The sequence below is a fragment of the Desulfovibrio sp. ZJ369 genome (assembly GCF_011039085.1).
Classification (GTDB): domain Bacteria; phylum Desulfobacterota; class Desulfovibrionia; order Desulfovibrionales; family Desulfovibrionaceae; genus Desulfovibrio.
This window is the reverse complement of sequence record NZ_JAAKEI010000003.1, coordinates 88836-103246: the sequence shown is the minus strand read 5'-3', so window position 1 is coordinate 103246 and position 14411 is coordinate 88836. Positions and strand designations below refer to the sequence as shown.

The 14411-nt window shown below is 61.9% G+C and carries 13 protein-coding genes; 7 read left to right on the top strand and 6 right to left on the bottom strand.

Annotated elements, in window-relative coordinates; genetic code table 11:
* The first annotated feature begins 6 nt into the window (after positions 1-6).
* From xseA to dxs, 5 genes are read left to right on the top strand one after another with little or no spacing between them, the layout of a single operon-like run.
* Positions 7-1512, top strand: a complete 1506-nt coding sequence (xseA, locus tag G7Y51_RS01800; protein ID WP_165174706.1) for an exodeoxyribonuclease VII large subunit — start codon at positions 7-9, stop codon at positions 1510-1512.
* The gene (locus tag G7Y51_RS01795; protein WP_165174705.1) at positions 1502-2452 is read left to right on the top strand and encodes a M23 family metallopeptidase; all 951 of its coding nucleotides are present in this window, start codon (positions 1502-1504) and stop codon (positions 2450-2452) included. The genes xseA and G7Y51_RS01795 overlap by 11 nt, the downstream gene beginning before the upstream one ends.
* Before the next feature lie 16 nt (positions 2453-2468).
* On the top strand, positions 2469-2729 hold the full coding sequence (gene xseB / locus G7Y51_RS01790) for an exodeoxyribonuclease VII small subunit (protein WP_165174704.1): 261 nt from the start codon (positions 2469-2471) through the stop codon (positions 2727-2729).
* A complete protein-coding gene (locus G7Y51_RS01785; protein ID WP_165174703.1) occupies positions 2726-3619 on the top strand; it encodes a polyprenyl synthetase family protein in 894 nt (297 codons plus the stop codon). The genes xseB and G7Y51_RS01785 overlap by 4 nt, the downstream gene beginning before the upstream one ends.
* Before the next feature lies 1 nt (position 3620).
* Entirely contained in the window at positions 3621-5525 is a 1905-nt protein-coding gene (gene dxs / locus G7Y51_RS01780) for a 1-deoxy-D-xylulose-5-phosphate synthase (RefSeq protein ID WP_165174702.1), read from the top strand.
* Between the two features lie 124 nt (positions 5526-5649).
* On the opposite strand, the gene tilS is transcribed toward dxs, so the two are convergent.
* The 5 genes from tilS to G7Y51_RS01755 are packed head-to-tail and all read right to left on the bottom strand — an operon-like array spanning position 5650 to position 9969.
* A complete protein-coding gene (gene tilS, locus G7Y51_RS01775) occupies positions 5650-6795 on the bottom strand; it encodes a tRNA lysidine(34) synthetase TilS (RefSeq protein WP_165174700.1) in 1146 nt (381 codons plus the stop codon).
* A gap of 15 nt (positions 6796-6810) precedes the next feature.
* Positions 6811-7146 carry a hypothetical protein gene (locus G7Y51_RS01770; protein WP_165174699.1) on the bottom strand — a complete coding sequence of 112 codons (336 nt, stop codon included), beginning with the start codon at positions 7144-7146 and terminating at the stop codon, positions 6811-6813.
* Positions 7146-8438, bottom strand: coding sequence for a glutamyl-tRNA reductase (hemA, locus tag G7Y51_RS01765; RefSeq protein ID WP_165174697.1), 1293 nt, complete (start codon positions 8436-8438; stop codon positions 7146-7148). The genes G7Y51_RS01770 and hemA overlap by 1 nt, the downstream gene beginning before the upstream one ends.
* A 12-nt stretch (positions 8439-8450) precedes the next feature.
* The gene (gene ccsA / locus G7Y51_RS01760; protein ID WP_165174696.1) at positions 8451-9278 is read right to left on the bottom strand and encodes a cytochrome c biogenesis protein CcsA; all 828 of its coding nucleotides are present in this window, start codon (positions 9276-9278) and stop codon (positions 8451-8453) included.
* Positions 9265-9969, bottom strand: coding sequence for a bifunctional precorrin-2 dehydrogenase/sirohydrochlorin ferrochelatase (locus tag G7Y51_RS01755; protein WP_165174694.1), 705 nt, complete (start codon positions 9967-9969; stop codon positions 9265-9267). The genes ccsA and G7Y51_RS01755 overlap by 14 nt, the downstream gene beginning before the upstream one ends.
* Before the next feature lie 338 nt (positions 9970-10307).
* On the opposite strand from G7Y51_RS01755, the gene G7Y51_RS01750 reads away from it, so the two are divergent.
* Positions 10308-11582 (top strand): glycosyltransferase family 9 protein, encoded by a 1275-nt coding sequence (locus G7Y51_RS01750; RefSeq protein WP_165174692.1) that lies wholly within the window; start codon positions 10308-10310, stop codon positions 11580-11582.
* Entirely contained in the window at positions 11582-12850 is a 1269-nt protein-coding gene (locus G7Y51_RS01745) for a glycosyltransferase (RefSeq protein WP_165174690.1), read from the top strand. The genes G7Y51_RS01750 and G7Y51_RS01745 overlap by 1 nt, the downstream gene beginning before the upstream one ends.
* 268 nt (positions 12851-13118) lie before the next feature.
* Here the strand turns inward: G7Y51_RS01745 and G7Y51_RS01740 are convergent, their stop codons facing one another.
* Positions 13119-14063 carry a hypothetical protein gene (locus G7Y51_RS01740; protein WP_165174689.1) on the bottom strand — a complete coding sequence of 315 codons (945 nt, stop codon included), beginning with the start codon at positions 14061-14063 and terminating at the stop codon, positions 13119-13121.
* Positions 14064-14411 lie beyond the last annotated feature (348 nt).

The window sequence follows — 14411 nt, the reverse complement described above, 5'->3', positions numbered from 1 at the left end:
TGAACCATGCGGGACGGCATTCTGACTGTCCGGGAGCTCACGGAGCTCTTGCGGAAAAGTCTGGAAGCGCGCTTTCCTTTTGTCTGGGTGCGCGGCGAGGTGAGCAATCTCTCGCGTCCCGGTTCCGGGCATATCTATTTCAGCCTCAAGGATCAGGACGCGCAGTTGCAGTGCGTCTGGTTCAGATCCCAGCAGCGGGAGCCGGAGCAGGGGAGGCAGTTTGATCCGCTTACCGGCGAGGTTTTCGACAAACCCCGGCCCGCGGCTCAGGAACTCCTGAGTAACGGCCTGGATGTGTTGTGCGCCGGGCGGCTCAGCGTCTATGCGCCGCGCGGCCAGTACCAGTTGTTGATTGAACTGATCCAACCCGCGGGCCTGGGCCTGCTGGCCCAGGCTTTTGAAGAGCGCAAGCGGAAGCTGGCCGGCCTCGGCTATTTCAGCCGGGAACGCAAACGCCCCTTGCCGCGGGATCCGCAGCGGGTGGCGCTGATCACTTCCCGCACAGGCGCGGCCATTCACGACTTCCTGGAGTTGGCGCAAAACCGGGGTAGCGGCGCGCAGATTCGACTTTTCCCGGTTCTGGTTCAGGGCGAGAACGCCGCGCCGGAGATTGTGCGGGCCCTGGCCGAAGCCAACGCCCAGGGCTGGGCCCAGGCCATTGTGCTGATCCGGGGCGGCGGCTCTTTGGAGGATCTCTGGGCTTTCAATGAGGAAGAAGTGGCTGCTGCGGTTTTCCAGTCGCGCCTGCCTGTTCTGGCGGGGATCGGGCATGAGGTGGATTTTACCCTTGCGGACATGACCGCGGATCTGCGCGCGTCCACGCCCTCCCATGCCGCCCAGTTGCTCTGGCCCCTGCGCGCCGAGCTTTGGCAGCGCCTGGACGAAGCAAATGCGGCCTTGCAACGGGCCGTGAGCCAGCTTGTGGCGCGGGCGGAGCAAAAACTCAAAGAAAACGAAAACGCCCTGCGCTGGTTTTCGCCCGGCCGCCATCTGACCCGCCTTGACGAGCGCTTGGCAGGGCTTTGCTCCCATCTCCAGCGCGCGGCCGCTTACTGGTTCAATGCAAAAAAACAGGCTTGGGAGCACCTTGAGCAATGCCGCCGGAACAGCTTCACTACGGAAAACCTGGCCATGCGCAATGCGCGTTTGGAAGTGCTGACTTCAACGTTGCGCGCGGCTCTGCCGCGCCGGATCATGGATGCGGAGCATGGGCTGGCTTTGGCGCAGAACCGTTTGCAGACGGCGAGCCGCAACCTGCTGGCAGGCCATGAGCGCAGGCTGGAGAGTCTCCAACTGGCGCTGGAAGCCCAAAATCCCCTGACGCCCTTGCGCCGCGGTTATGCGCTGGTGCGTACAAAACAAGGGGATATTCTGCGTTCGGTACGCAGCGCGTCTCCCGGCCTGCCCATTGAGGTGCGCCTCTGCGACGGCCGTGTCGACGCGGTGATCAGTGACGTCAAGCCTGAGAAAAAAAAGCTTTCGGAGCAACAGGATGGTTCGCATGAGGCATGATAAAATCTTTCGGATACTCCCCATACTGATTGCGTGTCTTCTGACCCATGTCTGCGCGCTGGCGGGCGTGCGTCTGGAGGCTCCGGCCAGGGCGGCCCGGGGCGATGCCTTTCTGGCGCTGGCTGCCGCCGATCAGCCTGCTACATGCTTTACGTTTCACTGGCGGGGCAAGTCTTACAAAGCTGTGGCGCAGCGTGCGGCGGATGCGGGCGGGCAATGGCAGGCGGTTATCCTGTTGCCTGTGCCCCTGGATGAAAAAGCGCAACGGCTTGAGCTTGCCGTAACGTCCGGGCGCGAGGGGCCGGGGTCGCGCGCTTCCGACGACGTGGCGAAAGCGAACATGGCTATTGCGCTGTATGACAGGGAGCGGCCGGTACAAAAGCTTACGGTGGACAAAAAGTACGTCAATCCGCCTGCCGCGCAGCAGGAGCGGATCAAAAAGGATCGCGAAAAAGTGCGCCGGATTCTCTCCGTCTATCTGCCGGAACGGTACTGGACGCTGCCCTTTGAGCGCCCTGTGCCGGGCGGCGTCTCCAGCCTGTTCGGCATGAAGCGCGTTTTCAACGGCCAACCGCGCAGCGTGCACCGCGGGCTGGATCTGCGCGGCGCGCAGGGCACGCCCATCCGGGCATGCGCGGACGGCGAAGTGGCCCTGGCGGATAATTTGTATTTTTCCGGCAATGCGGTGTATATCAATCACGGGGAAGGGGTCTTCAGCGCCTATCTGCATATGTCGGAGAGCAAAGTCAAAGCCGGCGAGCGCGTGCGCAAAGGCCAGGTTGTCGGTCTGGTGGGCGCAACCGGGCGCGTGACCGGCCCGCATCTGCATCTTTCGCTCATTGTGCAGGGGCAATCCGTGGATCCGCAGCCCTTTCTGGCTGCTCCGGCCGCAGGGGCAAAGCCCGGGGCGGCTGCCATTTCTTCCGGCAATGCCCGCTGAATTCGGAGACAAAGCCATGAGCCCCACGAAAGATAATCTTTTTGAAGTAAAAATGGCCCGCTTGCAGGAAATCGTCAGCGCCCTGGAATCCGGCGATCTGCCGCTTGAAAAAGGCATGGCCCTGTATAAGGAAGGCGCGGAATGCTCGCGCTTTTGCCGCAAGCAATTGGAAAAGGCCCGCCACGAGCTTTCTCTCTGGCAGGACGGCGAGCTGAAATCTCTTGAAGTCGTAAACGATCTGCCCGGCGGGGCAGAGGAGAAGGCGGATCAATCATGATGCCCATGCCGGAAATGAAGACCCTGCTGCAAAGCCGGGGCAAAGAAGTGGAGGCTTTTCTCGCCACATGTCTGGACAATCGTCCCCTGCCCCCGCGACTCAAGGAGTCCATGCTCTACAGTTTGCAGGCTGGCGGCAAGCGGCTCAGGCCGGTTCTTTGCATGAGCTGCGCGGCCCTCTGCGGCCTTGCGCCGGAAAAAGTGCTGCCTTTTGCTTCGGCCATTGAAATGATCCACACCTACTCTCTGATTCATGACGATCTTCCGGCCATGGACGATGATGATCTGCGCCGGGGCAAGCCTTCCAACCACAAGGCCTTTGACGAGGCTACGGCCATCCTGGCCGGAGACGGCCTGCTTACGGATGCTTTTGTAATCATGTGCCGCACGCCCCTTGCCCCTGACGCGGTGCTCAAAGCCGTGGCCGAGCTGGCTCTGGCCGCGGGATCTTCGGGCATGGTGGGCGGCCAGGAATGGGACATGATCTATACCGGCCGGCCCGGGATCGGCCTTGAGGAGTTGCGCAGCATGCAGGCCATGAAAACCGGCGCCTTATTGCGGGCCTCATGCGTTTGTGGAGCCCTGCTGGCCAAAGCGGACGACGCGGCCGTGCGCGCCATAAGCGATTTCGGCGCATCCCTGGGCCTGGCCTTTCAGATTGCCGACGATATTCTGGATGTGGTTGCGGATACGGCCACATTGGGCAAACCCGCGGGCAGCGACGCGACGCAGGGGAAAAACACCTATCCTTCCCTTCTGGGCCTGGAAAAGAGCCGCAAGCTGGCCCGGGAGCAGGCTGAAAACGCCAGGGCGGCCCTGGCGGCTTTTACAGGAGTTGAGGCGGATTTTCTGCGCGCTCTGGCCGATTACACAGTAAACCGGGCGGCCTGAAATGGCGCAAACCGCAGAAAAAACGATTCTGGACGGCATCACAAAGCCCGGGCAAGTGGCCGCACTCTCCGAGGCTGAACTGGAGCAACTGGCGAGCGAAGTGCGCGCGCGCATCATTGACGTGGTTTCGCGCAACGGAGGGCATCTGGCGCCTTCCCTGGGCGCGGTCGAGTTGACCCTGGCCCTGCTTTCCACATTCAATCTGGACAACGACAAACTGATCTGGGATGTGGGGCATCAGTCCTACGCCTTCAAGCTTCTGACCGGCAGGGCGAATCGTTTCGACAGTTTGCGCACCCTGGGCGGCCTGTCGGGTTTTCCCCGCATGGCGGAAAGCCCCTATGATCACTTTGGGGTGGGGCATTCTTCCACATCCATTTCCGCGGCCCTGGGCATGGCCCTGGCGCGCGATCTTTCCGGCCTGCATCATCATGTGCTGGCAATTATCGGCGACGGTTCGCTGACCGCGGGCGAAGCTTTTGAAGGGCTCAACCTTGCCGGGCATATGGGGCGGCGGCTCATTGTGGTGCTCAATGACAATGAGATGTCCATTTCGTCCAATGTGGGCGCGCTCTCGCTTTTTTTGAGCCGCACGCTTTCGCGGCGCTGGGTGCGCCAGACCCGCAAGGAAGTGCTCAAGTTTTTGCGCTCCATACCGCGCATCGGGCAAAAGCTGGCTTTGTACGCCATGCGCGGCGAGTGGAGCTTCAAGTCCTTTTTCACGCCGGGCATGCTTTTCGAGGCCTTCCGCTTTACCTACATCGGCCCGGTGGACGGGCACGATATTCCGGCTCTGCGGCGGCATTTGCAAATGGCGGCCGCCGTGGAGGACGGCCCTGTGCTCTTGCATGTGCGCACCCACAAGGGCAGGGGCTACGCTCCGGCGGAAAAAGATCCCACGCAATTCCACGGCGTGGGCCACTTCGAGCCCGATACCGGGATGCTGATCCCTTCCGGCGGCAAGGCGCCTTCGTTTACTTCGGTTTTCAGCGACACACTTTTGCAACTGGCCGAAAAGGACGAAAAGATCATTGCGATCACCGCGGCCATGCCTGAAGGCACAGGGACAAGCAGCTTCAGGGAACGCTTCCCTGATCGCTTTGTGGACGTGGGCATCTGCGAACAGCATGCGGTCACCTTTGCCGCGGGCCTGGCCAGCCAGGGATACCGGCCGGCTCTGGCCATCTATTCGACATTTCTGCAGCGCGCCTATGATCAGGTCGTCCATGACGTGTGTCTGCAAAATCTGCCTGTGACCTTTTGCGTGGACAGAGCGGGCCTGGTCGGGGAGGACGGAGCCACGCACCACGGCGTTTTCGACATTGCCTATTTGCGGCATATTCCGCACATTCGCCTGCTTGCGCCACGGGACGAAGATATGCTGCGGCACTGCCTGCGCACGGCTCTGGGCGGCAAAGAGCCCTGCGCCCTGCGCTATCCCCGCGGCGCCGGCTTCGGCGTGCCGCTGACGGGCGAGCCGCGCCTGCTCGCGCCGGGCGTCGGCGAAATCTTGCGCCAGGGCGAGAAAATAGCCGTCATTGCCGTGGGCAATCGCGCGCATCCGGCCCTGGAAGCCGCGTCTCTCACAGAAAAAGAACTGGGCTTCAGCCCCCTGGTTTTTGACCCTGTCTGGCTCAAGCCCCTGCCCGAAGAGCAACTGGCCGATCTCGCACGCCGTTTTGATCGCCTGCTGATTGTGGAAGAAGGCGTGCTGGCGGGTGGTTTTTCTTCAGCTGTGCTGGAATTTTTGAATGACAACAGCCTGTTGCGCGGGCAACAGATTCGACGTCTGGGCCTGCCCGACAGTTTTGTGGAACACGGCAAACAGGTGGAGTTGCGTGAGCTGGCAGGTCTGCGCGCTCAAGGCATTGCCAAGGCCATCAGGGAATTGGCTCACCGTGCATGAGCTTTGTGGCCTTAGAGCATTTTCACTTTGAAAATGCTCTGCTGACGCGAAAGCGGCAGCCGCCGCAACGCGGCGTACATTCAGGCGAAAACCGCGTTTTTCGCCTGAATGCCACCTTTGACTTTCATAAAAAGTCAAAGGTAATCTGCTCTAAGGCAATCTCAAGGTTACTCCGCTCCAGCGGCTGTTCTCTTCTTTTGCGCTGTTTTTTGCTTTTGTCGTACTTGAAAAAGCGGATTTCGCCGCTTTTCAGCCGGGCTTCCACACCGCCGGGCAATTGAAAGCGGGTGTTGCCGCGTCCCTCACGCAAAGCCTCGTCGAGCTTGAGCAGGGTTCGCGCTCTGGCCTGGCCGCTGCTGCGGCTTTGGCTGCCTTCAGGGCCTGAGGCAAGTCGGCGCAGCGCCGCAAGGTACAGGCGCAGGCGGGCTGCCGGGTGCAGGGCGGCCAGCAGCATCCGGGGCAGAACGATGCCGGCGCTGTCTTCCTGCCAGGGGCAGGCGGCAAGAGCCGCGCTCAGGGTGGATTGCCAATACTCTTTGTCCCATTGCGCCAAACGCCAAAGATCGGCCAGCGTCCGATTCAGGGCCGGGTTTTTTGCGCGCAAACGGGGCAGAACCGCATGGCGCATGAAGTTGCGGGTAAAGACGCAATCCCGGTTGCTGGCATCTTCCCGCCAGCGGATGCCGCATTCGCGCAGTAAATTTCTGAGATCTTCCGGCTGCGTGAAAAGAAGGGGCCGCAGCAATCGCCGCTGCCCGTCTCTGGCCGTCATGCCGCCCAGCGCCGGCCAGCCTGTGCCCCGCACAAGGCGCAGCAGGATATCTTCAGCCAGATCTCCGTTGTGATGCCCTGTGACTACAAAATCGGCATCCTGCTCTTTTCGCGCTGTTTCCAATAAGGCGTAACGCCGCGCGCGCGCGGCTTCTTCCAGGCTCAGACGTTCCTGCGCGGCCAGAGCCGCGACATTCGTCTCACGCAGTGCGCAGGCAATATCCAGTTGCGCGCAAAAATGCAGGGTCCAGCGGGCATCCTCCCCGGCTTCCGGCCGCAGGCCGTGGTTCACGGTCAGAGCGCGGAGATCCAGCCTGAGACGCGGGGCCAAAATGCGCAGAATGAGGGCCAGCGCCGTGGAATCAGCCCCTCCGGAAAGCGCCAGCAACAGGCGCAGGCCGCGCGGCATGCCCAGATCGCGCAGCCAGAATCGCTCCACATTCAGGCAAAGCCGGGCCGATGCCGGGGTGAGTGCGCGCAGATCAGGCAAAAACTTCATGGAAAGGGGAAGAGATCAGGCCGTGACATTCAGATCGCACAAAAGCTGATCCAGATAGGCCTGCATATGCTCCCGCAAGGGGGATGATGCATAGTGCACACATTCGCAGCGCAGGCGGCCGCGGGCCCGCACCAGCAGTTCCAGGCGCACGCCGTGCTCCTCGACTTCCAGGCCCATGACATACGGGCCGCAGTCTTGTGCATGCTCGCGCTGCACGGGAGATAAGAGCTCCAGCGGCACGGGAAGCCAGAAAAGGCCTTCCATGCCCGCGCCCAGGCCCATATCCTGAAGTGTACGGGCCAGCCGCGCAGTATCCTCGGCGTTCAGTTCATCAATGAGATAGGAGCGCATCAGCTTTTCCTGCCACAGGCGCCGCTTGTCTTGTCCAGATTGAAAATCCGCCGCACAATGCTGATGCGCGGCGCGCTGCCTTCCTGGGCCATGCCGCCGCCTTTCAGAAACATGATCGGGTCATGGTTCATCTTCCGGACCAGAGCGTTGGTCATGGCCGACAGCGCTTCACGCTGTTCATCGCTCAGCGGCCCCAAGCGTTTGAGGGTGCGGGCCAGCTCTTCCTGGGCCATGCGCTCGCCGCGCCGGATCAAGTCGACGATGGTGGGCTGCGCGTCCAGGCTGTTGAGCCATTGCGCAAAGAAATCCACTTCCTCGTTAACGATTTCCACGGCTTTGGCCGCCTCGTCGCGGCGATTGGCCAGATTTTCTTCAACAACTTCTTTAAGATCGTCAATGTCGTAAAGATAGACGTTGTCCAGGCCGTTGACATCGGGATCAATATCGCGGGGCACTGCAATGTCGATGAAAAACATGGGCCGGTTTTTACGCGCCCTGAGCACGGCCCGGATGTCCCTGGCCCGGATGATCGGTTCGGGCGAGCCCGTGGAGGTGATAATGATGTCGACCTCGGTCAGATGCTCCGTCAAGCGCTCAAAGGCCACGGCGCGGCCGCGGAACTGCGCGGCCAGCTCTTCACCCCGGGCCAGGGTGCGGTTGGCCACCAGAATTTCGTCAATGCCCGCCTGCAAAAGATGCGTGGCCGCCAGTTCGGCCATTTCCCCGGCGCCCACCAGCAGGGCCTTGTGGGGATGCATGTCCCCGAAGATGCGCTTGGCGAGCTCCACGGCCGCATAACTGATGGAAACGGCGCTGGAGGCCACGGCCGTCTCGGTGCGGACCCGCTTGGCCACTGAAAAGGCCTTGTGCAGCAGACGGTTGAGAATCAGGCCGGTGGCGCGGCAGTCCACCGCCTTGCGGTAGGCGGTCTTCAACTGCCCCAGAATCTGCGGCTCGCCCAGGACCATGGAGTCCAGGCTGGAGGCCACGGAAAAAAGGTGGCGCACGGCTTCCAGATTTTTGTGAATGTAAACGTAGGGCGCGAGTTCCCGGGCGTCGGCGTCGCGCGCCCTGGCCCAGCAGTCAAGCATCTGGCCGGACACGTCGCCCGTGCCCGCGGCAAGCAGCTCAACGCGATTGCAGGTGGAAAGAATCATGGCCTCGTTCACGGCGCCGGCGCAGGGCAATGCCCAGTGCTCCTGGTCGCAGTAATTGGTCAGGGCAAAACGCTCGCGCACGTCCACTCCGGCAGTGCGGTGATTGAGGCCCACAAGAAAAATGTCGCAGTCCATAGCCCAGCCTGCTTAACGGCGGATGAAGGCGTGGTGCGTGACCATAAAGGTATTCACCACAATTATCGAGAAAAGACAGAGCACAAAGATGAACACAGCCAGGCGCGCGGGCTTGCGGCCCTTCCAGCCGTTCGCCAGACGATTGTGAAAGAGCACGGCAAAAAGCAGCCAGACCACGATGCTGACAACTTCCTTGGGATCGCCCGTGACCGTGGCCCCAAACACGGGCTTGGCCCAGATCAGCCCGGCAACAATGCCCAGGGTATAGAGCGGAAAGGCCGTCAGGGTGGTGAAGGCGTTGATTTTATCCAGGATGGAGAGCGCGGGCATGTCTTGCCAGAAACCGCGCATGCGCTGTTTGCTTTTGATCCTGCCTTCCAGAAAAAGAAACAGGGCCCCGGCGGCAAAGGCAAGCGCGGTCAGCCCCAGGCTCAGAAAGAGCGCGCCGATGTGCAGGGCGTAAAAGGGCGCTTTCAGCGAGGGCGGCACATGAATCAGGGCGCTCAGATACGGGCCGGACATGGCAAAGAGTATTAATCCAAGGGGCGCGGCAAAGAGCAGCGCCGTTTCCTGGCGCATTTTGAACCAGACAGCCAGGCCGCAGAGCAGCACAAACCAGGCCAGCATCTGCAGATACGCGCCAAGGCTCAGGCCGCCGGGCAAGGCGGTATGAAAACCCAGGGCCAGCATCAGGGTCTGGCAGGCAAAACCGGCCAGCGCCAGCCAGCAGCCCAGACGCCGCCAGAAAAGGCTGCGCGCCACCATGCCCGCAATGCCCGCAATGCTTGCCAAAGCATACAGGATCAGGGTGACCAGGGTGGAGACTTCAGGGGAGATCATCAAGCAACTCCGCTAGATGTGTATGCAAAACCGGCGGCAATTCCGCCAGAAGCCACTGGCGGCAGCGTTGAAAATCACCCTCGCCCAGCCATTGCTGCAAGGGCGATGCCGCCACTCTGCGGAACAATTGCGCATTCTGCCCTGTCTCAAGGTGCAAGGCAAGAACCAGCGGCCGCAGACGGCCCATCAGGCAGGCCATGCGGGCCCGCGGCGCAAGCCAGAGCTCAAGCTCGCTGCGCCAGCGCCGGGCCAGTGCCGGGCTGGCTCCGCCGGTGGAAAGCGCGACCGCCAGATCCCCATGCCGGGCAACGGCAGGGACCAGAAAAGAACCCAGCTCCGGCGCGCTGACGCAATTGCACGGCACGGCAGCCTCGCGGCACCAGGCGGCAATCCGGGCATTCTCCCGCGCATCGCCGGTGGCGGCAAAAACCAGTGCGCGGCCCTGCACATCTTCCGGCGTGCAGGCGCGTTTTTCAAACCGCACATGCTCATGCGCCAGCAGGGGAACGGCGTCCGGGGACGTGGCTGCCGCTGCCGCCGTGTCCAGCACGAGCACCGAGGCGGGCGCGCAGCACAGCAGGCCAGAGAGTTTACGGCGGCCCACTTCACCCAGGCCCGCCAGCAAACAGTGTTTGCCCTCCAGCGAGAGAAAAAGAGGGTAGAGCGGCGCGCTGGCATGTAGTGCATTCATAATCCGGCCTTTGCCTTTCAGCCGCGGCAGCAGGGCACGGCGAACATGCAGGGAAGGAAAAGAATATACAAAGAGCGGCGTTTTGCAAAGGGCGCGCGGCTTGCCTCAGGCGGATGAATGCGCTAGATTTTCTCTCTGGCCGCCGTCCCGGGCCAGGGCTGGCGTCCACATGCAAAAAAAACAGGGCAACGCCCGGAGGATGTGGCGGCGCAGCCGCCGTGAGTGAGCGCAAGCGACCGGAGGCAGCCCCGCCGGGAGTTCTCTGCACACTGCCGCGAATTTCTCCTGCCGACGCCCGGCCTGTGCCGGAGAAAATATCTATCTGTTAAGGATGGCTGATGGCTGCTTTTCTGGTCTTGCAAGCGGCACGCTTCGGCGACCTTGTGCAGAGCAAGCGCCTGATCCGCACGCTGGAAAGCCGTGGCCGGGTCCATCTCGGCATTGAGGCGGGGCTCGCTCCCCTGGCCCGGCTGTTGTACCCGGCGGCTGAAATTCACGCCCTGCATCTGCACGCGCAGCCGCAATATCAGGCCCTCAAGCACAACAGGGAAATCCTGGCCCAGTGGCAGGCAACCGACTTTCAGGCCGTGTACAACTGCAACTTTTCCGGCATGACGACGGCTCTTTGCCGCTGCTTCGAGCCGGAACTGGTGCACGGCTACCGCCCCGCGCCGGGGGGCATCCTGCGTTCCGCCTGGGCGCGCAAAGCCTTTCGCCTCAGTGAGCGGCGCGCGGTTTCGCCGCTCAATCTCGTGGATTTCTGGGCTCATTTTGCAGATTCCCCAGTGGCGGCGGATCAGGTCAATCCCCAGGCCCGGCCCGGCGGGCAAGGTCTGGGGGTGGTTCTGGCCGGGCGCGAATCGCGCCGCTCCCTGCCGGTTCCCGTGCTGGCCGCAGTGCTGGAAACGGCCTTCAAGGCGCTGGACGGGCCACCCGTCCGCCTGCTGGGCTCCAAAGCCGAACAGGCCGCCGCCCGCAAGCTTTTGCGGCTCTTGCCGCTCCGAATCCAGGAACGGACAAGGGATCTCAGCGGAAAAACCGACTGGCCGGGTCTTGTGGACGCCGTGCGCGGCCTGGACGCATTGATCACCCCGGATACGGGCATCATGCATCTGGCGGCTCATCTGGGCGTGCCTGTGCTGGCTTTTTTTCTCTCCTCGGCAAGCGCACATGAAACCGGGCCTTACGGCCGGGGGCATTTTATCTGGCAGGCAGCGCGGGCCTGCGCTCCCTGTCTGGAGTCGGCTCCCTGCCCCCATGCGACAGCCTGTCTTGCTCCCTTTCGCCAATCGGAACTCCTGCGCTCCCTGGCCACCTGCCTGCGGGGCGAAACAGGCTCGCAGGCGCCTTTGCCGGATGATCTGCAACTCTGGCAGAGCGATCTGGACGCGCTTGGCTGCGTCTTGCGTCTGCAAGCCGGGTCGGATCCGCAGGCTCGGCAACGGGCTGCCGTGCGTGCCGCGCTGACTGAATTTTTGCGGCTGCCCAAAGCTGCGGGGGATGTTTTCGACGCTGCGGCGCTCCAGACCGAAAGCGCACCCGCTCCGGCGGTTCCGGATGACTGGCTGTGCCAGGACCTTGATTGGATGCTGCCGCCCGGGAGGTATTGCTGATGGCTGTTGCGCCCCTGCGTATTCTGGTGATTCTGCCCATGTACGGCGGTTCCTTGCCCATTGGCCGGTATTGCGCGGCTGCGCTGCGTGAGCTCGGCCACACCGCGCATGTCTTTGAGTCGCCGCTGATGTATCCGGCATTTACCGGCCTGCAAGGCCTGGCGCTCACGCCGAACCGGGCCGCGCAACTGGAACATTCTTTTTTGCAAGTGCTTTCTCAGGCCATCTGGGCCCAGGTTGAGTCCGTGGAGCCGCATCTGATGCTGGCGCTGGCCCAGGCTCCGGTCAGCCGCAGCCTGCTGCAGCGTCTGCAGCGCAGCGGCGTGCGCACGGCCATGTGGTTTGTGGAAGATTACCGCCTGTTCACTTACTGGCGAGCCTATGCGCCGCTTTACGATGTTTTCGCGGTGATTCAGAAAGAACCCTTTCTTTCGGAACTGGCGGCGCTGGGCGTCCGCTCCTTGTATCTGCCCCTGGCGGCCCTGCCCGACTTCCACAAACCGCTTGCGCTCAGCCCGGCCGAGCAACGTGAATACGGGGCGGACATCGGCTTTCTCGGGGCCGGCTATCCCAACCGGCGGCTGGCCTTCCGGCGGCTGGCCGGCCGCGATTTCAAAATCTGGGGATCGGACTGGGAAGGGGAAAGCCTTCTGGCTGGTCACGTCCAGCGCCAGGGCGCGCGCATTGGCGAAGAGGAAAGCGTCAAAATTTATAACGCCACGCGGGTCAACCTTAACCTGCATTCCAGTTTGCAGACCAACGATCTGGTCAGCCACGGGGATTTCGTCAATCCGCGCACCTTTGAGCTGGCCGCCATGCGCGCCTTTCAACTGGTGGACGAGCGCACGCTGCTGCCCGAATTGTTTGCCCCGGATGAACTGGCCACCTTTGCCAGCCTGGAAGAATTTTACGAAAAAATCGACTATTTTCTTGCCCGGCCTGAGGAGCGCGCGGCCTACGCCGCGCGCGGCCAGGCGCGGGTTGTGCGGGAGCACACTTATGCGCGGCGCATGGCCGCCTTGCTGGAATACTGTGAACAAAGCCTGGGCCCCTGGCAGGAAAGCGGCCCGGAAAAAGCGCCCCTGCCGGAACTGCCTGTGGAACTGCAGGCGGAGCTGGCGCAACTGGCCCGAAAACTGGGCCTGGGGCCGCATGCCTCCTTTGAGGACGTGCTGGCGCGCTTGCGCCAGCAGAGCGGCGCGCTCAGCGATCTGGAAACAAGTCTGCTTTTTCTGGACGAATGGCGCAGGCAATATTTGCAGCGGTAAGCCTTGGTAAGCCTTCGCGCCCAGGGCCCGCGCAGGCAGAGCGGCTGCGCGCTGCGCGTCGCAGCGTCTTCTCCGCTCATTCAGATGCCGGGCTGTGCGTCTGTATGCGTGACGCGGACCCTAGAGCATTCTTTGATTGAAAATATCCATTTTCAATCACTGCGCTGCCATCATTTCGCGTCCAGAACGCGGTCTGGACGCTCATTCGGCGCGGGCGCCAGCTAACGCTGTCGCCAGAGCGTTTAGCTAATTTCATTAGCAAAACGTTCTACATGGCCGTGGCTTCCAGATAATAGGGCAGCATGAAGGTAATGCTGATCACCAGCGCCGCCAGCAATGTCAACTTGTGACGGAGGGCTATGGCGCTGTGGCAGACCAGCGTCCAGAGCAGAGCCGGAATCAGCCAGAGCAGCAGGCGGGAGGTCTGGATAATCGCGTCCTGCATTGTGAAAACTCCAGCCTGCCAGTGCTGGGCGATCTGCATGCCGCTGGATATGAGCAGCAGAAGCCAGAACAGACCCCAGGCATTGCGGGCCCAGGCCGCGCACCAAGGGATCATGGTATTGTAATGATCCCTGCCGAAATCGTCGTGGGCGCGCCGCAGAGGGAGCCACAGCGCGCCGAAGGCCGCAGGCATGGCCAGAATCAGCAGCGGCGTATAGCATAACGCGCTCCAGAAGGGGGAGCCCCATTCCGGCCGAAAAAGATCGCCCAGGGTCATGGTTGCGGCGTCAGGCTGCGCAAGCGCCGTCAAAAAGCGGGCTGAGGCCAGAGCCGCCACCACTGCCGCGCTGCCCTGCACCCCGCTCAAAATGCCCAGGGTCACATGCAGAACGGGCATAGTGGCCAAGGGTTTCCAAAGCGCATGGTAGAGGCTGCCGATCAGAACTCCCACCCCCAGCAGGATCCAGGTCATCTCCACCATGAAACCCGGCAGAGAGTCCGGGGTGTAGCCTTCCTGGGTGAAAAAAAGCCAGATACGGCCGCCGATCAGCAACAGCCAGCCCAGAATGAGGCCCAGGGCAGCAAGCTGGCGGGCGCATTTGTCATATGAGGATCGTCCACGCGTATGGGACAGAATTTTGGCTGTGGCGGACATAAAGCCCATGCCGGCAAAAGCCAGGAGCATGGCCAGCGGAATGACAATCCCCAGTACGTCCAGACCGGTTTGCAGCAGAGGATTGGCGCGGAGAAACTCATGCACCGAGTTCATTGAGCACCGCCTTGCGCCCGGCAAAAGGACCGGCTGTAAATATTCATGCTTACTCCTTGCGGTATTGCGCTGACCGGCTGTGTTCTGTACCCTGAGGAAAACGCATACAGGCCTGTTTTTGCCTCAAAATTACGGTCGCCGCAAGAGTTCTCAGCGCAGTATGCCAGAGAAAATGCTCTCTTGCCGCACATGGCGCGTTGCGCCGCGCAGCGGCGTGGATTCTGGAAGAAGCCGCGTTTTTTGGCAAAGTGATCCTCATAACTCGTTTGTATGACGATGTATGAAATGAGCTCTGGACAAATTCAATCAGGAAATGCCCCAAAGAGCGGCCGGACTTGCGGCGGAAAA